21 protein-coding genes are annotated in these 20,060 nt (G+C 71.8%); 14 read left to right on the top strand and 7 right to left on the bottom strand.

Annotation, left to right across the window (positions count from 1 at the left end):
• Positions 1–266: 266 nt before the first annotated feature.
• From ACFYO5_RS16875 to ACFYO5_RS16885, 3 genes are all read left to right on the top strand, one after another.
• The gene (locus tag ACFYO5_RS16875; protein ID WP_388709359.1) at positions 267–791 is read left to right on the top strand and encodes a GNAT family N-acetyltransferase; all 525 of its coding nucleotides are present in this window, start codon (positions 267–269) and stop codon (positions 789–791) included.
• Positions 792–948: 157 nt separating this feature from the next.
• Positions 949–1,248 (top strand): DUF4229 domain-containing protein, encoded by a 300-nt coding sequence (locus tag ACFYO5_RS16880; protein WP_388709361.1) that lies wholly within the window; start codon positions 949–951, stop codon positions 1,246–1,248.
• Positions 1,249–1,287: 39 nt separating this feature from the next.
• On the top strand, positions 1,288–1,932 hold the full coding sequence (locus tag ACFYO5_RS16885) for a TetR/AcrR family transcriptional regulator (RefSeq protein ID WP_388709363.1): 645 nt from the start codon (positions 1,288–1,290) through the stop codon (positions 1,930–1,932).
• Positions 1,933–1,943: 11 nt separating this feature from the next.
• On the opposite strand, the gene ACFYO5_RS16890 is transcribed toward ACFYO5_RS16885, so the two are convergent.
• A complete protein-coding gene (locus tag ACFYO5_RS16890) occupies positions 1,944–2,840 on the bottom strand; it encodes a MaoC family dehydratase (RefSeq protein ID WP_388709365.1) in 897 nt (298 codons plus the stop codon).
• A gap of 468 nt (positions 2,841–3,308) precedes the next feature.
• Here ACFYO5_RS16890 and ACFYO5_RS16895 point away from each other — a divergent pair, with 468 nt between their 5' ends.
• On the top strand, positions 3,309–5,228 hold the full coding sequence (locus ACFYO5_RS16895) for an AMP-dependent synthetase/ligase (protein ID WP_388709367.1): 1,920 nt from the start codon (positions 3,309–3,311) through the stop codon (positions 5,226–5,228).
• A 44-nt stretch (positions 5,229–5,272) separates the two neighbouring features.
• Positions 5,273–5,749, top strand: coding sequence for a hypothetical protein (locus ACFYO5_RS16900; RefSeq protein WP_388709369.1), 477 nt, complete (start codon positions 5,273–5,275; stop codon positions 5,747–5,749).
• On the opposite strand, the gene ACFYO5_RS16905 is transcribed toward ACFYO5_RS16900, so the two are convergent.
• Entirely contained in the window at positions 5,695–5,976 is a 282-nt protein-coding gene (locus ACFYO5_RS16905) for a DUF397 domain-containing protein (protein WP_388709371.1), read from the bottom strand. The genes ACFYO5_RS16900 and ACFYO5_RS16905 overlap by 55 nt on opposite strands.
• Positions 5,973–6,839 carry a helix-turn-helix domain-containing protein gene (locus tag ACFYO5_RS16910; RefSeq protein ID WP_388709373.1) on the bottom strand — a complete coding sequence of 289 codons (867 nt, stop codon included), beginning with the start codon at positions 6,837–6,839 and terminating at the stop codon, positions 5,973–5,975. The genes ACFYO5_RS16905 and ACFYO5_RS16910 overlap by 4 nt, the downstream gene beginning before the upstream one ends.
• Positions 6,840–6,974: 135 nt before the next feature.
• Between ACFYO5_RS16910 and ACFYO5_RS16915 the strand changes: the two genes are divergently transcribed.
• Complete coding sequence (locus ACFYO5_RS16915) at positions 6,975–7,454, top strand: ATP-binding protein (protein ID WP_388709375.1); 480 nt, start codon at positions 6,975–6,977, stop codon at positions 7,452–7,454.
• On the opposite strand, the gene ACFYO5_RS16920 is transcribed toward ACFYO5_RS16915, so the two are convergent.
• The 3 genes from ACFYO5_RS16920 to ACFYO5_RS16930 all read right to left on the bottom strand — a co-directional run bounded on the left by ACFYO5_RS16920 (position 7,433) and on the right by ACFYO5_RS16930 (position 8,969).
• On the bottom strand, positions 7,433–8,077 hold the full coding sequence (locus ACFYO5_RS16920) for a methyltransferase domain-containing protein (protein ID WP_356560430.1): 645 nt from the start codon (positions 8,075–8,077) through the stop codon (positions 7,433–7,435). The genes ACFYO5_RS16915 and ACFYO5_RS16920 overlap by 22 nt on opposite strands.
• A 63-nt stretch (positions 8,078–8,140) precedes the next feature.
• Positions 8,141–8,482 (bottom strand): hypothetical protein, encoded by a 342-nt coding sequence (locus ACFYO5_RS16925; protein ID WP_388709377.1) that lies wholly within the window; start codon positions 8,480–8,482, stop codon positions 8,141–8,143.
• A gap of 283 nt (positions 8,483–8,765) precedes the next feature.
• Positions 8,766–8,969: a cold-shock protein gene (locus tag ACFYO5_RS16930; protein ID WP_073499902.1), complete on the bottom strand. Its 204-nt coding sequence runs from the start codon at positions 8,967–8,969 to the stop codon at positions 8,766–8,768.
• 298 nt (positions 8,970–9,267) lie between these two features.
• On the opposite strand from ACFYO5_RS16930, the gene ACFYO5_RS16935 reads away from it, so the two are divergent.
• The 5 genes from ACFYO5_RS16935 (at position 9,268) to ACFYO5_RS16955 (ending at position 14,605) form a co-directional block, all read left to right on the top strand.
• Positions 9,268–10,116: a menaquinone biosynthesis protein gene (locus tag ACFYO5_RS16935; RefSeq protein WP_356560428.1), complete on the top strand. Its 849-nt coding sequence runs from the start codon at positions 9,268–9,270 to the stop codon at positions 10,114–10,116.
• 250 nt (positions 10,117–10,366) lie between these two features.
• The gene (locus ACFYO5_RS16940; RefSeq protein ID WP_388709380.1) at positions 10,367–12,028 is read left to right on the top strand and encodes a protein kinase; all 1,662 of its coding nucleotides are present in this window, start codon (positions 10,367–10,369) and stop codon (positions 12,026–12,028) included.
• Positions 12,029–12,102: 74 nt separating this feature from the next.
• Complete coding sequence (locus ACFYO5_RS16945; RefSeq protein WP_388709382.1) at positions 12,103–12,873, top strand: prepilin peptidase; 771 nt, start codon at positions 12,103–12,105, stop codon at positions 12,871–12,873.
• Between the two features lie 72 nt (positions 12,874–12,945).
• On the top strand, positions 12,946–14,145 hold the full coding sequence (gene mqnC, locus ACFYO5_RS16950) for a cyclic dehypoxanthinyl futalosine synthase (protein WP_356560425.1): 1,200 nt from the start codon (positions 12,946–12,948) through the stop codon (positions 14,143–14,145).
• 7 nt (positions 14,146–14,152) lie between these two features.
• The gene (locus ACFYO5_RS16955; protein ID WP_388709384.1) at positions 14,153–14,605 is read left to right on the top strand and encodes a hypothetical protein; all 453 of its coding nucleotides are present in this window, start codon (positions 14,153–14,155) and stop codon (positions 14,603–14,605) included.
• Between the two features lie 18 nt (positions 14,606–14,623).
• On the opposite strand, the gene ACFYO5_RS16960 is transcribed toward ACFYO5_RS16955, so the two are convergent.
• Positions 14,624–15,661 carry a chitinase gene (locus ACFYO5_RS16960; RefSeq protein WP_388709386.1) on the bottom strand — a complete coding sequence of 346 codons (1,038 nt, stop codon included), beginning with the start codon at positions 15,659–15,661 and terminating at the stop codon, positions 14,624–14,626.
• A gap of 307 nt (positions 15,662–15,968) precedes the next feature.
• Between ACFYO5_RS16960 and ACFYO5_RS16965 the strand changes: the two genes are divergently transcribed.
• From ACFYO5_RS16965 to ACFYO5_RS16975, 3 genes are all read left to right on the top strand, one after another.
• Positions 15,969–16,409, top strand: coding sequence for a hypothetical protein (locus ACFYO5_RS16965; RefSeq protein ID WP_388709388.1), 441 nt, complete (start codon positions 15,969–15,971; stop codon positions 16,407–16,409).
• Between the two features lie 19 nt (positions 16,410–16,428).
• The gene (locus ACFYO5_RS16970; RefSeq protein WP_388709390.1) at positions 16,429–18,774 is read left to right on the top strand and encodes a bifunctional polysaccharide deacetylase/glycosyltransferase family 2 protein; all 2,346 of its coding nucleotides are present in this window, start codon (positions 16,429–16,431) and stop codon (positions 18,772–18,774) included.
• A gap of 156 nt (positions 18,775–18,930) precedes the next feature.
• Positions 18,931–20,049 carry an acyltransferase gene (locus ACFYO5_RS16975; protein WP_388709392.1) on the top strand — a complete coding sequence of 373 codons (1,119 nt, stop codon included), beginning with the start codon at positions 18,931–18,933 and terminating at the stop codon, positions 20,047–20,049.
• Positions 20,050–20,060: the final 11 nt, after the last annotated feature.

Raw genomic sequence — 20,060 nt, forward strand, 5'->3', positions numbered from 1 at the left:
CCCACCCAAGGGGCGCGGGGAACTGCGCACCCAGCCCCCACCGGGCCCGCGCCCGACGCCACACCTCCCCAGGTGGGGCCCTGCCGGCAAGCACGGGGACTGCACCCACCCAAGGGGCGCGGGGAACTGCGCACCCAGCCCCCACCGGGCCCGCGCCCGACGCCACACCTCCCCAGGTGGGGCCCTGCCGGCAAGCACGGACGCCTGCTCCCACCTGCCGTGAGGGCGAGCAGCACCCTCACGACGGTAAGGATTAGAATCCCAGTGTGTCCCTTACCTTCACTCTCGACCCCGCCATGACCCCCGACCTGCGGGACGGCCTCCTGGACCTGTGGACGGACGTCTCCAACGCGGGCGGGGCCGTGGGTTTCGTGCCGCCGGTGACCCGCGAGGCCGTCCGCCCCGAGCTGGTCCGCCACCTGGTGCAGATGGCCGAGGGCCGCACCCGTCTGCTCCTGGGCCGGGACGAGAGGGGCGAGGTGGCCGCCTCCGCGTTCCTCACGTTCAACACGCACCGCCTGATGACCCACTGGCTGTGGCTGTACACGGTGATGGTGCACCCCCGCCACCAGGGCAAGGGCTACGGCCGCACCCTGCTCGCCGCCGCCGCGGACGCGGCCCGCACCTTCGACGGCATCGACGCGATACGGCTCACCTGCCGGGGCGGCCTCGGCCTGGAGCGCTTCTACGCGGCGTGCGGGTACAAGGAGGTCGGCCGGGTGCCGGACGCGATCAGGGTGGCTCCGGGCGACGACCGGGACGACGTCACGATGCTCCTCCCGCTGACCTGACGCGCCCCGCTGACCTGACGCGCCCCGGTGGCCGTCCGCGCCCCGGCCACGAGATCCGCGGCCGGGCGTGCTTCACTGGACGGTGCCCCTTTGGGACCTTCGGGACCTTCGGACCTCCCCCAGAGGGGGGACCAGAGACGGAAGAGTGGATTTTGGGATGCTTCGCTACACGTTGATGCGCCTCGGTGTCTTCGTAGGCTGCCTCGCCGCCGTCTGGGGGCTCGTCCGCCTCGGTGTCTTCCCGCGCGGCCTGGGCGACTCCAACGGCATGTGGATCGTCCTGCTCTCGCTGCTGCTCTCCGCGCCGATCAGTTTCGTGGTGCTGCGCAAGGAGCGCGACCGGGCCTCGGAGACGGTGGTGCGCCGCGTGGACCGCATCAAGGCGGGCCTGGAGTCCAACCGCTCCCAGGAGGACGAGGCGGTCGACGCCGCCCGGGCGCAGGGACAGCCCTCGTAAGGGAGTTCGCCCGCGCCGTCCCCAACTAGGCTTGGGGCCATGGGTGCCGTGAAGACCAAGCGGATGCCGCGTGCGGTCCGTGAGCAGCAGATGCTGGACGCCGCCGTGGAGACCTTCGGACGGCACGGGTACATGGCCGCGTCGATGGACGAGATCGCCGAACTGGCGGGGGTGTCCAAGCCGCTGGTCTACCTGTACCTGAATTCCAAGGAAGACCTGTTCACCGCGTGCATCCGGCGCGAGGCCAAGGCGCTCGTCGAGGCGGTGCGCGCGGGTGTGGACACCGGTCTGGCGGCGGACCGCCAGCTCTGGGACGGTCTGCTGGCGTTCTTCGCGCACACCGGCCGCCATCCGCACGCCTGGTCCGTCCTGCACATCCAGGCCCGCACCCACGGCGAGACCTTCGCCGCCGAGGTCACGGCGATGCGCGCGGAGATCGTGGCGTTCGTGACCCAGCTGATCGCGGTCGCCGCCCGCGAGGCGCACCGCGACCCGGACCTCCCCGAACGGGAGGTGGCGGGCCTGGCCGAGGCGCTGGTGGGCGCGGCCGAGTCCCTGGCGGCCTGGGCCAACACCGCCGAGTCGGTCACCCCCCGCCAGGCCGCGGCGACCCTGATGAACTTCGCCTGGGCGGGTCTCGGCACCCTGATGACCGGCCGCTCCTGGTCCCCGCCGGAGTCCTGAACCGGCGTCCCTCAGCCGGCCGGTGCCACCGGCGCCACCCGCCCCCTCACGTGCGTTCGCCCCTCGGCCCCCGTCCCGCGCAGTTCGAAGCGCTCCCCGTCCGCCGCGAAGGCCACCGTCCCCGGCAGCAGGACCGGTGCCCGGAACTCGACCCGGACGTGCGCCGCGGCCGGGGTCCCGTGGGCGGCGAGGCAGCGGGCCGCGGTCCACATGCCGTGGGCGATGGCGCGGGGGAAGCCGAAGAGGCGGGCGGTCAGCGGGGAGAGGTGGATCGGGTTGCGGTCCCCGGAGACGGCCCCGTACCGCCGCCCGACGTCGGCGCCGAGCCGCCACTCGTCGACCAGGGGAGGCGGCGGCTCCGCGCTCCCCCCGGCCTGGTCGGCCGCCGTCCCCGCCGTTTCCTCAGTCCCCTCAGTCCCCGCAGTCCCCGGCGTCCGGTGCCGGGCCAGGTAGGTGCTCTCCGACTCCCACACCACCTCCCCGCTCTCCCGCAGCTCGGTCACGACGACGGCCTCGGTGCCGCGCCGGTGCGGGACCAACCGGTCGACCTGGACGGCGAGTTCGTACGACCCCGTGGCCGGGAGAGGACGGTGCCGGGTCAGGGAGATCGAGGTGTGGACCAGGCCGAGCAGCGGCAGGGGGAAGGCGCGGCCGCTCATGATGCGCATGGCCAGGGGGAAGCCCAGGACGTGTGGATAGGTGATCGGCAGGGCGTCGTCGCCGGTGGCGAAGCCGCACACCCGCTCGTAGGCGGCGAGCCGGGACAGGTCGGCGCGCAGGGCGGGCAGGACGAGTCGGCCGCCCGAGAAGACGGCACCGGGCCGGGGCCGCTTGAGGGGTGACAGGAGCGCGCCGCGGGCGAGCAGCGGCCCGAGGGCCGGGGGCGCGGAGAGCGGCGGGGTCGTCACCGGGTCCGCCCCCTGGCGACGAGAGGCCCGTTCCGGTCAGCCATGTCCATGTGTCCCACCCTCTCGCCCACCCTCCGCCAAGTCCTTACTCTGGAGTAGGTTACCGCCGGTAGGTTCCCCGGCAAGTCCGATCGGGGCCCTCCGCAAGCCCACCCGCCGACCCCTGGAAGCCTGATCGAGGACCCCCGCGGCCCGCGCGGGACCGTCGTGAGCCACTCGACGACCCCCGCGAACCCCCGGACCGCCACCGAACCTGAGGGTCACTCACCAACCCTTGGAGGTTGCACAGCCCTGGCCCACGAACACCCCCGAACCCGCACAGGCCCCACACGTCCGCCCCGTACGATCCCCTTCCTGACCGGGGGTAACCCCTTTCTGCGGTTCCGTCCCGGTTGAACGCCTCGGCACACGAGGCACGTACCTCATGCAGCAAGCAGTCCGGTCGCTGCACGCCCAGGGAGCCGCCCCGTGTCCACCCCGCTTTCCTCCACCCCGGCCTTCGCCGGTTACGACGCTCCCCCCGCCCTCGTGGAACCCGAGACCCGCCGGCTGGACGGCGCCGTACGGGAGGTGTCGATGCCGGCGTTCGCGCGCCCGGTGACCTACGGCTCGCTCGCCGAGCTGCCGTTCGACAACGCGGCGGCGGCCCCCGACGCGGTGGTCCTCAGCCGCAGGGACGCGGAGGGCCGGTGGACGGACGTGACGGCACGGCAGTTCGCCGCCGAGGTCCTCGCGGTGGCCAAGGGCCTGGTCGGGGAGGGGCTGATGCCCGGTGACCGGATCGCCATCATGGCCCGCACGACGTACGAGTGGACGCTGCTCGACTTCGCCGCCTGGGCGGCCGGACTGGTCACGGTCCCCGTCTACCCCACCTCCTCCGTCTTCCAGACCCGGTGGATCCTCCAGGACTCCGGCGCGGTCGCCCTCGTCACCGAGACGGTCGGACAGGCGGCGGCCGTCGGCCCCGAACGCGACCGGCTCCCCGACCTCCACCACATCTGGGTCATCGAGAAGGGCCACGTGGACCGCCTCGCCGAACTCGGCGAGCAGCACGTCCCGGAGGCCGAGGTCGACGTCCGGCGCGGCATGCTGGTCCCCGACACCCTCGCCACCCTCATCTACACCTCGGGCACCACCGGCCGGCCCAAGGGCTGCGCGCTCACCCACGGCAACTTCTTCGCCGAGGTCGACAACGCGATCGAGCTGCTCTACCCGGTCTTCAAGTCGTCCACCGACGACCTCTCCGTGCTCCTCTTCCTCCCCATGTCCCACGTCTTCGGCCGGATGGTCGCCATCGCCTGCGTCCGCGCCCGCGTCCGCCTCGGCCACGCCCCCAGCCTCAAGGCCGACCAACTCCTGCCCGACCTGGCCGCGTTCAGACCCACCTGCCTGCTCGCCATCCCGTACATGTTGGAGAAGATCTTCAACACGGCCCGCGCGAAGGCGGAGGCGGGCGGCAAAATGGCCACCTTCGACCGGGCGGTGAACACGGCCATCCGCTACGGCGAGGCCGTCGAGGCCCTCAACGCCGGCACCGGAGGCGGCCCCGGCGCCACCCTCCGGGCGGGCCGCGCGCTCTACGACCCACTGGTCTACCGCCGCATCCGCAACGCCATGGGCGGCCGGGTCCGGCACGCCATCTGCGGCGGCTCCCCGCTGGGCCGCCGCCTCGCCGCGTTCTACGCCGGCGCGGGCATCGAGATCTACGAGGGCTACGGCCTCACCGAGACCACCGGTGCCTCCACCGTCACCCCGCCGATGAAGCCCCGCCTGGGCACGGTCGGCTGGCCGCTGCCCGGCACCCGGATCCGGATAGCGGCCGACGGCGAGATACTCGTCGCCGGCGACCACGTCCTGCGCGGCTACTGGGACCCGGCGGCCGGCGGAGTCGTCCCCGCCGCCCCCGACGGCTGGCTCGCCACCGGCGACATCGGCGAACTCGACGACGAGGGCTACCTCACGATCACCGGCCGCAAGAAGGAGCTGATCATCACTGCCGGCGGCAAGAGCGTCGCGCCCGCCCCGCTGGAGAACTGGCTGCGCTCACACCCCCTGATCTCCCAGGCGATGGTCCTCGGCGACGGCCGCCCCTACGTGTCCGCCCTGCTCACCCTCGATCCCGACGGCCTCACCCACTGGCGCCAGATGAACGGCAAGCACCCGGTTCCCGTCGAACTCCTCATAGGCGACGAGGAGTTGAACGACGTCCTCCAGCGCGCGATCGACGAGGCCAACAAGCTCGTCTCCCGCCCCGAGTCGATCCGCCGGTTTGCCGTCCTGCCCCGCGACTTCACCGAGGCGCAGGGCCACCTCACCCCGTCCATGAAGCTCCGCCGGGAGGCGGTCCTGCGGGACTTCACCGACGAGGTGGAGGGCCTGTACCCGTAGTAAACGGTTCGCGGGACAGGCCGGCGACCGGGAGGATGCCGCCCGTGAACGCCATCGAGTTCTTCCAGTACCCCTGGGCCGACAGCCCGCACCACCTGGTGTGGGGCATCCGCGTCGACGGGACGGACCTGCGGACACTCGTGGGCGAGGCGACCTACCCGCTGTGGCGGACCGAGCTGGCGGGAGAGTTCGACGACGACGAGGCCGAACTGGAGAAGGAGACCGCCGAGCAGATCCGCGTACAGCACGACGGCCTCGGCGTCTCCGAGTTCGCCCACCACTTCCGCACCGCCGGGAACACCGTCCCCCTGCTCGGCTGCCCCTGCGGCATCTGGGTCTGCTGGCCCCTCATGGCCGAGGTCGGCATCACCCCCACGACGGTGACCTGGTCGGCCTTCCGCCAGCCGAACCGCGAGGAGGAGTGGGGGGAACTCCCGATGGGGCCCTACGAGTTCCCCCGCGATGCCTACGAGGCGGCGCTGGACGCTCCGCCGGTGCGGGGCGAGGACCCGCTGCCGTAGGGGAGGAAGTGGGCCCACGCGGCGGGGGAGAGGGCCAGGGTGGGACCGGCGGGGTCCTTGGAGTCACGGATGTGGATGGCGTGGGGGCAGGCGGCGAGTTCGAGGCATTCGCCGCCACCGCCGCTGCTGTGGGTCGACTTGCGCCAGGTGTAGGCGGCTTCCAGGCATTCGCCGCCGCCGCCGTCGCTGTAGCTGCTCTTGAACCAGCTGAGTTCCTGGGTACTCATAGACTTCCCCGCAGTTTGTCGATCAGGTCCAGCGACTCGCTGGGTCTGAGGGCCTGCGCCCTGAGGAGCCCGTAGCGCTCGCTCAAAACGCGAACTTCTTCCGCGTCTGTGATGAGTCGTGGATACGTGTGGATCTCCACGTACGCTACCTGCTCCCCCTTCCGGACTGTCAGTAGGTTGAACGGGCCGTCCATACTGGGTTGTTCCTCGCGCTCCATCGGCATCACCTGAAGCTCAACGGCTCGGAAACTGCCGATGTGTACGAGGTTCTGCAACTGTGCTGCGTGCACCTCTGCTCCACCGATGGGTCGCAGCAGCACGCTCTCATCCAGCACGAAGCTGAGTGTCGGCGACGGTCCACCGGGCTGGAAGACCTGCTGGCGCGCCATTCGGTCGACCACACGCTTCTCGATGGCTTCTTCGCCCAGTAGTGGGCGCCACTGAGAGAAGACCGCGCGGGCGTATCCCTCGGTCTGGAGCAGCCCCGGAACGAGCTGATTGCTGTAGACGTGAAGCGCCTTGGACTGCGCTTCCAGAGCGGCGTACCCCCGGTACCACTCCGGATGCCTCGTCCGCACGCGGCTCATCGCCTCCCGCACCTCAGGGATCGCGTCCAGCAGCATCCCCCCGGCGTCCAGCAGAGCGTCAGCCTTCTCCAGCACCTCCGGCCGGATCAGGCGTACCCCCCGCTCCATCGACGAGATGGCATCCGGGCCGTAGCCGACCAGAACCCCGAACTCCTTCTGCGTGAGCCCCTTCCGCTCACGGAGTCGCTTCAGCATCTTCCCCAGCGCCGTGAACAACCCCGTCGTCCCGTCGGACTCCGCCGGTGTCTCCGGCCTCCGCTCGTGTTCTTCCTGCATGTCACCCCACCGCCCTCGGACTTGCCCGTGGTCGCGCCGACGCCCCGTACGCGCAGCTCGCCGCAGCCGTACAACTACGGAGAGTCGCGAAGTCGCCCCTGGTCAGGGTAGAGACAACAGGCCACGCTCAGTGACGTGAACTCCGAAATCTCCACCCAGATCCCGACCCCCCTCGGGGAACTGACCCTCCGCCTCAGCTCCACGCCGAGGGGTGCCCGGCTGGCCCGGCGGATGACGGCGCAGCAGCTCGACGCCTGGGGACACCCGCACGGCGGGGATGCCAACGACACCGCGCAGCACGTGGTCGCGGAGCTGGCGGCGAACGCCGTGACGCACGGCCGGTTGCCGGGACGGGACTTCGCGCTTCGGCTGCTGCTGCTCCCGGAGGGCACACTGCGTGTCGAGGTGAGCGACGCGAGAGGCGAGCGGAAGCTGCGGATCGTGACGGACCCCGACGCGGAGGGCGGCCGGGGCCTGGTGCTGGTCGCCGTACTCGCGACGACGTGGGGCGTCGACGAGCGGGAGGTGGGCAAGACGGTGTGGGCGGAGATCGCCCTGTCGCCTCGCCGCCCCGGACCTCGCGGGGAAGGCGGTCAGGCGCGGGCCACCACGTAGGCCTGCGGCACCTTCTCGCCGAGGTCGGGCTCCGGTTCCCGGACCGTCCGGGAGCGTACGGAGAAGCCGGCTTCGGCGAGCAGCTCGGCCATCGCCTCCGGCCTGCGGCGGTGGAAGTCCAGGGACACCGGGTGACCCCACGGCCGGTCGTGGTGCTTGGGCTCGTCGCCGACCTGGAAGGCGAGGAGGGCGTGGCCACCGGGTTTCAGGACGCGCCGGAACTCGGCGAGAAGACGGGGCAGTTGCTCCGCAGGCGTGTGAATGGAGGAGTACCAGGAGACGACCCCGTCCAGCGAGGCGTCGTCGTGGTCCAGCTCCAGCATGGAGCCCTGCTCGAACCGGATCCCCGGATTCTCCCGCCGGGCCACCCTCAGCATCGACTCCGACAGGTCCAGCCCGGACACCGACAGGCCCAGCGCCGCGAGCTGCCCGGTGACCCGGCCCGGCCCGCACCCCAGGTCGGCCACCTTCGCGCCCGCTCCGACGAGTTCGGCGTACACCGCGAGCACGGCCCGGTCCCACGGCAGCTTCGTGTACAGGTCCCGGAACTGGTCGTAGTAGTCCTCGGCGACGGCGTCGTAGAAGGTGCGGGTGGCCGTGAGGAAATCGGAGGCTTCGGTCATGCGCGGGACCGTAACCGGTACCACTGACACCGGTAGGTCGGCGCGGGGGAGTCGGGCATCCGGTTACTCCCGGGATGCCCCGGCTTCCCCGGCTTCCCCGGCTTCCCCGGTCTCCCCGGCTTCCCCGGTCTCCCCGGCTTCCCCGGTCTCCCCGGCTTCCCCGGTCTCCCCGGCTTCCCCCGCCTTCCCGGTCGCCCCGATCTTCGCGCGCGCGAGGCCCGCACCGATCCCGGCGCCGACGGCCAGGCCCAGGGACAGCCCGAGTCCCAGATTGTGGAAGACGGTCAGTCCGAGCGTGATGCCGACGGCCGTACCGGCCCCGATCCCGGCCGCGAGGCCGACGGACACGGCGGCAGCCTGCTCGGAGCCGTCGGCCGTGCCGCCTGCTTCGTCACTTTTCGTCATGTGATCCCCCGTTTTGCTTTCCGATCCCGTTCCGCCCTGTCGTGTTGCGTGGAGCGCTCCTCACCTGGCGGACCCAGGACCCACATTGTGGCGGCTCGGTCCCCGCCGCCGCGCAGGATCACCCCCGGCACCGGGGCGCGACGCCCGACACGCTCGTACGGCGGCCCGCTCCCGGCCGTACGGAAAACAGTGCGGCGGGCAAAGGCAGGAGCCCCGTCGCCTTGCGGCGCGGGGCTCCTTGGGTACTGCTCTCAGAGACTTGCGATCTCAGGGTGTGGTGCGATCAGACGGGGGTGACGTTCTCCGCCTGCGGGCCCTTCGGGCCCTGGGTCACGTCGAAGGAGACCGCTTGGTTCTCCTCGAGCGAACGAAAACCCTGCGCGTTGATCGCGGAGTAGTGGACGAAGACGTCGGGGCCGCCGCCTTCTTGGGCGATGAAGCCAAAGCCCTTTTCGGCGTTGAACCACTTCACGGTTCCGGTAGCCATAAGCCCTCCTTGGGCCCAAAGGGTTGCCCTGCTCCAGAACCCTGCAAGCGTGAAAGCAAGTGCCGCACAACTGCATACGTCTGAAAACGACGAGAGCCCGCGGTTACATGCTCCGCAGGCTCTGTACTGCAAGGGAAACCAAACTGCAACTTGCGGCGAGCCTAGCATGCGAGCACCCGAAAGCAATAGAGGTCAAGATCACGTCACCCGGATGTTTGAAGATCCGGGAAAGGGGGTTGACGCGGGGCGGCCAGGGGCCGGACTCGGGAGGCCGCAGGGCGGGGTCTATCGTCGCGATGTGGACAATTCTCGCACCCGGCCGCGCGTCGGCCACATCCAGTTCCTCAACTGCCTGCCCCTGTACTGGGGGCTCGCGAGAACCGGCACCCTCCTCGACTTCGAGCTGACCAAGGACACCCCGGAGCGGCTCAGCGAGCAGTTGGTGCGGGGGGACCTCGACATCGGGCCCATCACCCTCGTCGAGTTCCTGAAGAACGCCGACGACCTGGTCGCCTTCCCCGACATCGCCGTCGGCTGCGACGGCCCCGTCATGTCCTGCGTGATCGTCTCGCAGGTGCCGCTGGAGGAACTGGACGGCGCCCGCGTCGCCCTGGGCTCCACCTCACGCACCTCCGTGCGCCTGGCCCAGCTCCTGCTCTCCGACCGCTACGGCGTCCGGCCGGACTACTACACCTGCCCGCCCGACCTGAGCCTGATGATGCAGGAGGCCGAGGCGGCCGTCCTCATCGGGGACGCGGCCCTGCGGGCGAACCTGCTGGACGGCCCGAAGTACGGCCTCCAGGTGCACGACCTCGGCGCGCTCTGGAAGGAGTGGACCGGCCTGCCGTTCGTCTTCGCGGTGTGGGCGGCCCGCCGGGACTACCTCGAGCGCGAGCCGGTCATCACCCGCAAGGTGCACGAGGCGTTCCTCGCCTCGCGCAACGTCTCCCTCGAAGAGGTCGCCAAGGTCGCCGAGCAGGCGGCACGTTGGGAGGACTTCGACGAGCAGGTCCTGGAGCGGTACTTCACCACGCTGGACTTCCGCTTCGGCCCCGCCCAGCTCGCGGCCGTCACCGAGTTCGCCCGCCGCGTCGGCCCGACCACGGGCTTCCCGGCCGACGTGAACGTGGAGCTGCTCCGGCCGTAGCGACGGCACCGGGTCCTGTCGTCCCGTCCCCTTTCCCTTCCCCCTCCCGTCCCCGTCCCCGTCCCCGTCCCCTTTCCCTTCCCGTCGTCCGCCCGGAGAGCGGGCCGGGCGGCAGCTCCGGTGCGTGCGCCGGTGGGTGCGTCCGATGCGGCGAGCGGGCGGGCCGGGCGTCGCGCGGCAGGCGGGAACGCGACGACAGGGCCTAGGCTGCTGCCGGGCCACGGGGGCCCACGGGGGAGGGGCGGACCTCATGCAGCCACTCGGTGCCGACGAACCCACCGAGGTGGGGCCCTACCGGCTGCTCGGCCGGCTCGGCTCCGGCGGGATGGGGCGCGTCTACCTGGGCCGCAGCGCCGGAGGCCGCACGGTCGCCGTGAAGATCGTGCACCCCCACCTCGCGCTCGACGAGGAGTTCCGCGCCCGGTTCCGCCGCGAGGTCGACGCCGCCCGGCGCGTGGGCGGCGCCTGGACCGCCCCGGTCCTGGACGCCGACCCGACGGCGAACGTCCCCTGGGTCGCCACGGCCTACGCGGCCGGACCCTCGCTGGCCGTGGCGGTGGCGGACGGCGGCGCCCTGCCCGAGCACACCGCACGGGTGCTGGGAGCGGGCCTCGGCGAAGCCCTCGCGGCCGTCCACGGACTGGGCCTCGTGCACCGGGACGTGAAACCGTCCAACGTCCTGCTCACCGTCGACGGCCCCCTGCTCATCGACTTCGGCATCGCCCGCGCGACGGCCGGCACCGCGTCCCTCACCGCCACCGGCGTCTCGGTCGGCTCCCCCGGCTACATGGCCCCCGAGCAGATCCTCGGCGGCGGCGTCTCCGGCGCGGCCGACGTCTTCTCCCTCGGCGCGGTACTGGCCTACGCGGCGACCGGCGAACCCCCGTTCCCCGGCGACTCCTCGGCCGCCCTGCTCTACAAGGTCGTCCACGAGCAACCCGAACTGGGGTCACTGGAAGGCGACCTGCGTGACCTGGCCGAGGCCTGCCTGGCCAAGGACCCGGCCGACCGGCCGACCCCCGCGCAGGTCGCCCACCGGCTCGCTCCGCAGGGCGCGGCCCGGCTGGTCGCCTCCGGCTGGCTGCCGGGGAGGCTGGTGGAGCAGGTGGGGCGGAGCGCCGTACACCTGCTGAACCTGGAGGCGACGGGGGCGGGGACCGGGGCGGGCCCGGCGTCCGGGCCGGTGGGCTTCAGCAGCGCCTCGGTGGGCGAGGTGCCGCCGGCGGCCACAGTGGGGGAGTTCGGGCCGGCGCCGGTGATGCCGGGTGCGACGGCGGCGGTGCCGGCGCCGCGGGACGCCGACGGCGATGAGCGGCCCGACGGCCCCGGCAAGGTGTCCCTCTCCCTCGCGGCGGCCGCGACACCCGGCGAGGGCGGCCGCGGGCGGCGGTTGAGCTGCACCCTGGCACTGGCGGTCGCGGGCGCGCTCGCGGCGGTGACCGTGGGCTCGGTGTTCGTCCTCGACCTGCTGCCGGGCTCGGGCTCCGACGACGACAGCGCCGCGGGTGGCGACGCGTCCTCCCGGCCCCCGGCGGCCACCGCGTCCCCGGCCGTCAGCGGAGCGGTCCCCGCTGCCTACGTCGGCACCTGGGAGGGCCAGGGCAGCGGCCTCGGCGGTCAGCTGCCGATGGGCACCTTCCGCCTGACGGTACGACAGGCCGCCGTAGGCCAGGAACTGGGGCGGATGCGCCAGACGGACGTGCTCGGCGGGGTCTGTCTCGACGTCCTGACCCTGAAGAAGGCGACCCCGAAGGAACTGACCGCCACCTCGGTCGGCGCCGGGACCAACCACAGCGGCTGCAACCCGGCGCCGCACACCGTCCGGTTGACGCGCACGGGCGACGACCTGACGTACCGGTCGGAGAGTTCGGCCGAGGGCGATCCGGTGGCGCGGATGACGAGGGTCGGCTAGCGGGCCACGCAGGCTCGGGCCACGAAGGCGCGGGCGCCGAGGCGCCGGCGAGACAGCGAAGAGAGGCCGGTTCCTTGACCGTCGCACCGATCGACGTACTGCCGGTCGCCCTCGCCGTGGGGTGGGGCGCGGCGACGGGAGCGGTGCTGCCACGGGCGGCGTACCGGTTCTCGGTGGCGCCGGAGGCGGACGAGGAAGAGGGGACGGGGCCCGGCTGGCGTCGCACCTGCCCCGCCGGTCACCCCCTGCGCGGCTGGCTCGGCCCCGCCCGCTGCCCGCGGTGCGCCGGCCCGAACCCGCCGTACGGCCCCGGCGCCCTCCGCTTCGCCCTGGTCACCGCGCTCGTCTGCGCCGGCCTGGCGCTCGCCACCGGGATCCGGCCCGAGCTGGCCGTATGGCTGGCGCTCGCGCCCGTCGGGGTGCTGCTCGCGGCCGTCGATCTGCGGGTGAAGCGGCTGCCCGACCCCCTCACCCTGCCGCTCGCGGCCGCCGCCCTCGCCCTGCTCGGCGTGGCCGCGCTGCTGCCCGAGCACGCCGGTGACTGGACGACGGCCCTGCTGGGCTCGCTCGCGCTCGCCGCCGGCTACCTCGTGCTGCACCTCGTCAACCCGGGCGGCATGGGCTTCGGCGACGCGAAACTCGCCCTCGGCGCGGGCGCGGCCCTCGGCTGGTACGGCTGGGCGACGGTCATGCTGGGCACCTTCGCCGGGTTCCTGTTCGGCGCGCTCTACGGCGGCCTGCTGCTGCTCGCGCGCCGGGCCGGACGCAAGACGGCGATCCCCTTCGGGCCGTTCCTGATCGCCGGCGTGTACGCCGGTGTGCTGATGGGCGCGTACGCGGCCTGACGTGAGCCGGTCGGAGGCGCTGGCGTAGGCTGGCCGGGTCCGTCCACAACCCTTGACGAAAGGGACGCCCCGGTGACCGAGAAGGCCGACCTTCAGTCCGTCCTCGACCGTGCCGCCGAGGGTGGGCGGATCACCCCCGAGGAAGCGCTCGACCTCTACCGCGACGCGCCCCTGCACGCACTCGGCTCCGCCGCCGACGCCGTACGCCGCCGTCAGTACGCCGGCATCGAGCACATCGCGACGTACATCATCGAGCGCAACATCAACTACACGAACGTGTGCGTCACGGCGTGCAAGTTCTGCGCCTTCTACGCGGCGCCGAAGGACACGGCCAAGGGCTGGACCCGCGACCTGGACGACATCCTGCGCCGGTGCGCGGAGACCGTCGAACTCGGCGGCACCCAGATCATGTTCCAGGGCGGACACCACCCCGACTTCGGCGTCGAGTACTACGAGCAGCACTTCTCCGCCATCAAGAAGGAGTACCCGCAGCTCGTCATCCACAGCCTGGGGGCGAGCGAGGTCGAGCACATGGCGCGGATCTCGAAGGTCACCGTCGAGGAGGCGATCCAGCGCATCCACGCCGCGGGTCTCGACTCCTTCGCCGGGGCCGGCGCCGAACTGCTCCCCGCCCGCCCGCGCAAGGCGATCGCTCCGCTCAAGGAGTCCGGCGAACGCTGGCTGGAGATCATGGAGACCGCGCACAACCTCGGCGTGGAGTCCACGTCGACCATGCTGATGGGCACCGGCGAGACCAACGCCGAACGCATCGAGCACCTGCGGATGATCCGCGACGTACAGGACCGGACGGGCGGCTTCCGCGCCTTCATCCCGTACACCTACCAGCCCGAGAACAACCACCTCAAGGGCCGCACCCAGGCGACCCTCTTCGAGTACCTGCGGATGATCGCGATCGCCCGCCTCTTCCTCGACAACGTCCGTCACATCCAGGGCTCCTGGCTGACCACGGGCAAGGAGGTCGGCCAACTGTCGCTGCACTACGGCGCGGACGACCTCGGCTCGATCATGCTGGAGGAGAACGTCGTCTCCTCGGCCGGCGCCAAGCACCGCTCCAACCGCCTGGAGATCATCGACCTGATCCGCAAGGCGGGCCGCGTCCCGGCGCAGCGCGCGACGACGTACGAGCACCTCGTCGTGCACGACGACCCGGCGAACGACCCCGTCGACGAGCGGGTCGTCTCCCACATCTCGTCCACCGCGATCGAGGGCGGCACCGCGCACCCCGAGCTGAAGCTGCTGGCCTCCAACTGACCTCCCGGTGCTGACGATCCACGCGGCCCACGAGGTCCGCCACGTCTGGGACGGCGACCCGGAGCCCATCGAGGGCGGTGCCGTCGCCGTCCAGGGCATCCGGGTGGCGGGCGTGGGACCCCTCGCGGAGCTGGAGCGGCGGTTCCCGGGCGCGCGGGTCCGGCGCTGGCCCGGTGTGCTCGGCCCCGCGCACATCCACCAGGCCCCCCTGCCGGACGCCCCCAGCCCGCGCGAGCGCGTCCACGCGGTGCTCAAGCTCGGCGCGGTGGCCGTCCTCGCCGAGCACGCCGGCTCACCCGAACTCCGGGCCGCCGCCGAGCGCAACGACGTGGTGGTGCTGGCGCGGGCCCGGCCCACCGCGATCATCCAGAACGGCCGCGCCGACCTCGCCGTCTTCGACGAGGCCGGCGCGTGCGTCGCCACGGTGTGCGCGGGACGGCTGGTGCACCGGCGGCGCTGACCGGGCCGGCGGCACGGGCTACCCGGAGAACGCCTCCGCGAACGCCCCCGCGCTCTGCTCCACCCCACTGCAATTGGTCAGCGCGTCGTCCGTGGCGGTGCCCTCGTCGCACTGCCGGTCCCGGAACGACGACCACATCGACACCCAGGCGATGCCCTTCTCCTCCGCGAACGCCCGCACCTGCGCCGCGTCCGCGAGCGTGAACGTCTCGTTGGCGACGTCGTTGACGCCGATCATCGAGGTGAGCGCCATGCCCTTCCAGGCGTCGGCGTCCGCCGTGCCGAAGATCCCCTTCAGCTGGGCGTGCGCGGCGGTGGCCGAGGTGATCGCGTACCCGCCCATGTCACCGGCGTACGACTCCCCGTAGTTCATCGTCATCAGGTTGACGGCGGACACCTGGACGTCGTACTTGTTCGCCGAGGTCAGCAGCGCCAGACTGTCGCCGTCCAGCCCCGACGGCATCACCGGAAGGGTGAACGAGACCTCCAGATCCGGGCGTTCCTCCTGGAGCGCGGCTATCGCCCGGGAGCGCAGGGCGACCGAGTCGGCGTCGGTCAGCTCCTCGCCCTCGATGTCGAAGTCGGCCTGCGTGGAGCCGGCCGCGTCGAGCGCGGCGCCGTAGGCCTCGGCCAGCTCCGCCACGCTGTCGCAGGTGGCCGCCAGTTCCTTCCCGGAGGCCCCGCCGAAGGAGACCCGCACCGATGCCTCCGTCCCGGTCAGCGCGGAGACGCGCGCGGCCACGGTCGCGTCGTCGATCGCGTACGCGCCGTTCCACTCCGGCGTGCAAGCGCTCCCGTCGGAGATGACGAAGGCCAGGTTGTACGCCGCCGGGGAACCCGCCGCGTCGTCGGCGGACGCCTCCGCCGCGTTGACGTAGGGGGCGTACGCCGTACCGGACGCGGTGCCGGAACCGGCACTGGCACTGGCCCCGCCGGTGCTCGCTCGCGGTGTCGCGGGCGCGGCGTCCGACGTGCCGCCGGACCCCGCGGAGCATCCCGCCACGGCCAGGGCGAACAGGCAGGTGAGCCCGGCCGCCGGCCTCAGGAAACTCCTCATTGCGCATGCACCCGCTCTCGTGATTTCTGTCTCAGAACGGGAACAAAGACCGCTCCCGAACTCGAAATGTCTCACATTCGGGCGGCCCGTGCCGGGGCGGCGAACACCAGGACATTGCACGGACAATTGCTGCCAAAACAGGGCGATAGGGCGCCCAAAAGGGGTGATTGGTCCGGCTCTTTCGAAGGTGGATCGCGCAGTTGTTTTCCCTTTCTCTCAGGCAGGAGACAGGTTCGGCCGTTCTTCATGGCTCTCTCACAAGAAGACCGGAGTTCAGGTCACATAAAGGCTCCCTAATATCCGGGGAATGCATTCCGAGCCTGCCATCGAAAGCCGTGCCGCCGCTCGCGGTCGCCGTCGCAAACGCGGCGACGAGTCCGCCGCCGAGGGCCCCGTGTTCGTTGACAACTCCGGACGCCGGTCCAAGCTGCTGCGCCGGATCGGTCTCCTCCTGGGCGTCGGCTGCCTCGTCTACGCGGTCGGCCTGGGCGCCGCCTTCATGGGCTGGGGCACCTCGCTGACCCCGTCCTCACTCCTGCCGTTCGGCGGAAACGGCCAGGGAGGTCAGGGCCCCGGCGGTGTCCGCCCGGACGGCGGTCTCGGCAACCAGATCGGCCTGCCGGGCGGCACACCGCCCACCGGCAGCGCTTCCCCGCCCACCGGCAGCGCTTCCCCGTCCGTCTCCGCCTCCCCGTCCGCGGTGCCCTCCCCGTCCGTCTCCGTCTCCGCCTCCGCGGCCGCCAACTGACCGGAACGCAGCCACCCACATGACGACCACTCCCTCCCGCGGCCGGCGCCGCGCCCCCACCCGTATCGAACGGGCGGCGGGCAAGGCCGCGGCCCTCCAGAAACCCCGCGTCATCCTGGCGGGGCTGCTGCTGCTCGCGCTCACCAGCGTGATGCTGCTCGACGGCTATCTGCGCGCCGAGGTCGGCGGCGACCAGCGCGTCCGCACCGGGGCCAGCGCGAGCAAGGTGCCCGAGGACATCCTCGACGGCGGCCCGATCCTCACCTTCCGGGGCGGCCAGGCCACCACCGTCTCGGTGCCCGACAAGACGATCGCGCTCACCTTCGACGACGGCCCCAACCCCACCTGGACCCCCCAGGTCCTGGACATCCTCGAGAAGTACGACGTGCCCGCGACCTTCTTCCTGGTCGGCTCGATGGTCTCCCGCTACCCGGACATCGTGAAGGACCTGGTCGAACAGGGAAACGAGGTGGGCATCCACACCTTCACCCACGTCGACCTCTCCTACCAGAGCGACGCCCGCGTGGCACGCGAGATGGAGCAGACCCAACTGGCGCTCGCGGGCGCGGCCGGCATCACCACCACGCTGTTCCGCGCGCCGTACTCCTCGGAGACGGACGCCATCGACAACTACAGCTGGCCCGTCTACCAGCGGCTCGGTGAGGACGGCTACACCAGCGTCTTCGTCGACACCGACAGCGACGACTGGAAGAAGCCGGGCGTCTCCAACATCGTCAAGTGGGCCACACCGAAGGACGGCGAGGGCGCGTCGGTCCTCTTCCACGACGCGGGCGGCGAGCGCTCCCAGACGATCGCGGCGCTGCCCACGTACATCAAGAAGATGAAGGCGGCCGGCTACACGTTCACCACCATCAGCGGCGTGATGCAGCAGGACACCGCGGCCGCGCGCGAGGCGTCCGGGCAGCAGGCCGCCGGCACGGCGCCCAGCGGGCAGACCGACGGGGGCGGCGCGGGCAGCGGGGCCGAGGGAACCGGTGCGACCGGCGGGGTCGGCGGGACGCCTGGGACCGGCGGGGCCGGGGGGAACGCCGACAGGCTTCAGGCCGCCCACCGTGAGGCCACCGGCCTGACCCTGTACGAGGGCAAGGCGCTCGTGGCGGCGGTCGCCGTCGCCGAGTGGACGGTGCCGACGCTCTCCGTCGGACTGGCCGTCGTCGGCGTGGCCGTCATGGGCCGTTTCGGGATGATGCTGATCCTCGCCCGCCGCCACTACAGAAAGCGCAACAAACGCCGCTTCAGCTGGGGACCGACCGTCACCCGGCCGGTCAGCGTGATCGTCCCGGCGTACAACGAGAAGGAGTGCATCGCCAACACCCTCGCATCGCTGGCGCGGAGCACCCATCCGATCGAGATCATCATCGTCGACGACGGATCGACGGACGGCACCTCCGAGATCTCCCGCGAGGCCGCCGAGGCGCTCGGCATGGCGAACGTCCGCGTCATCCGCCAGGAGAACGCCGGCAAGCCCGCCGCCCTCAACAACGGGGTGCGCAACGCCGGTTGCGACCTCGTCGTGATGATGGACGGCGACACCGTCTTCGAGCCCGACACCGTACGGCAACTGGTCCAGCCGTTCGCCGACCCGAAGGTGGGCGCGGTCGCCGGCAACGCCAAGGTCGGCAACCGCGACACGATCATCGGCGCGTGGCAGCACATCGAGTACGTGATGGGCTTCAACCTCGACCGCCGCATGTACGACCTGCTGCGCTGCATGCCGACCATCCCCGGCGCCATCGGCGCCTTCCGCAGGGACGCCGTGCTGGAGGTCGGCGGCATGAGCGAGGACACCCTCGCCGAGGACACCGACATCACCATCGCCATGCACCGCGCGGGCTGGAACGTCGTCTACCAGGAGCACGCCCGCGCCTGGACCGAGGCCCCCGGCTCCCTCAAGCAGTTGTGGTCCCAGCGCTACCGCTGGTCGTACGGCACCATGCAGGCCCTCTGGAAACACCGCAAGTCCCTGACGGACAAGGGACCCTCGGGGCGCTTCGGCCGCGTCGGCATGCCGCTGGTCGTCCTCTTCCAGATCGTCACGCCGGTCTTCGCCCCGCTGATCGACGTGTTCACCGCCTACTCGATGATCTTCATCGACTTCGGGGCGGCCCTGCTGGCCTGGCTCGCGGTCCTCTGCGTCCAGCTCGTCTGCGCCGCGTACGCCTTCCGCCTGGACCGCGAGAAGTACCGCTACCTGCTGATGCTGCCGCTCCAGCAGCTCGCCTACCGCCAGATGATGTACCTCGTCCTCATCCACTCCTGCATCACGGCCCTCACCGGCGGCCGCCTGCGCTGGCAGAAGCTGAAGAGGACCGGCGAGGTCGGCACCCCGGCCGGGGTGAGCTGAGTGGGGGCGCACAGCAAGGGTCCGGTCCGGCGGACCGCCGTCGCGGACGCAGCTTCCGGCGCAGGCGCAGGCGCAGGACCCGGTACCGGTTTCGGTACCGGTACGGGTTTCGGCCCTGAGAGCCCTCCGGTCGGCGATCCCCGTACCGGCGCCGGTATGCGCTCGGGCGACGGTCCCCGTTCCGGCACCGATCCCCGTTCCGGCACCGGTACGGCCGCGTTGCCGGTGGCGCGGCCCGGGGCGGTCGTACGCGACCGCTACTTCGACAGTCTCCGTGCCCTCGCCCTCGTCCGGGTCGTGGCCTATCACACCTTCGGCTGGGCCTGGGCCGGCCTGGTCTTCCCCTCCATGGGCGTCATGTTCGGCCTGGCCGGCACCCTCATGGCGAGGTCCCTGGAGCGCCCGGCGCTCACGGTGGTGCGCGGCCGGCTCCGCCGGCTCCTGCCGCCCTTCTGGTTCTGGGGCGCCTTCGTGGTCGTGGCGATGCTGGTCCACGGCTGGATGCCGGACCGGCGGATCGTCTTCTGGCTCGTGCCGCTCGGCGACCCGCCGGGCAACGCCTGGGGCGAGCAGGCCTGGGAGATCCTCTGGTACCTGCGGACCTACCTGTGGTTCGTGCTGCTCTCCCCGCTGCTGCTCCGGCTGTTCCGCCTGGCCCCGATCCCCGTCCTGATCGTGTCCCTCGCACCCGTTCTGGTCCTGAACTTCGCCTGGGCGGGCCCGGACAACCGCGTCGGCACGGCCCTGTGGGACCTGTCGACGTACCTGTTCTGCTGGATGCTCGGCTTCGCCCACCGCGACGGCGTGCTCCAGCGCGCGAGGCCGGCCGTGCTGGTCGCCCTCTCGCTCGCCACCATGGCGTACGGCGGCTGGTACGCCTTCTCCCACCGGGCCGAGTACGGCACCTACGACCTCGACGAGAACCCGCTCGCGCAGGCCTTCTGGTCGGCCGGGTTCGTGATGCTGCTGATGTGGGCGAAGGCGTACTTCCGGATCGACTTCGCCGGGCTCACCCGGCTGAGGCGTACGAACCGCCTGGTCACCGTCTTCAACGCGCGGGCGGTGACGATCTACCTCTGGCACGAGATCGCCCTGATCCTGGCGGTCCCGCTGATCGACCGGTTCTGGGACGTGCCCGCCTTCGAGGCGTATCTGCCGCTGGAGAGCCAGTGGTTCCTCTTCGCCGTGGGCTGGCTGCTGATCGTGGTGTTCGTGCTGCTCTGCGGCTGGGTCGAGGACGTGGCCGCCCGGAAGAAGCCGAGGCTGCTGCCATGACGGCCGACCCC

Origin of the sequence: Streptomyces sp. NPDC006259 (assembly GCF_042870975.1) — a bacterium.
Classification (GTDB): domain Bacteria; phylum Actinomycetota; class Actinomycetes; order Streptomycetales; family Streptomycetaceae; genus Streptomyces.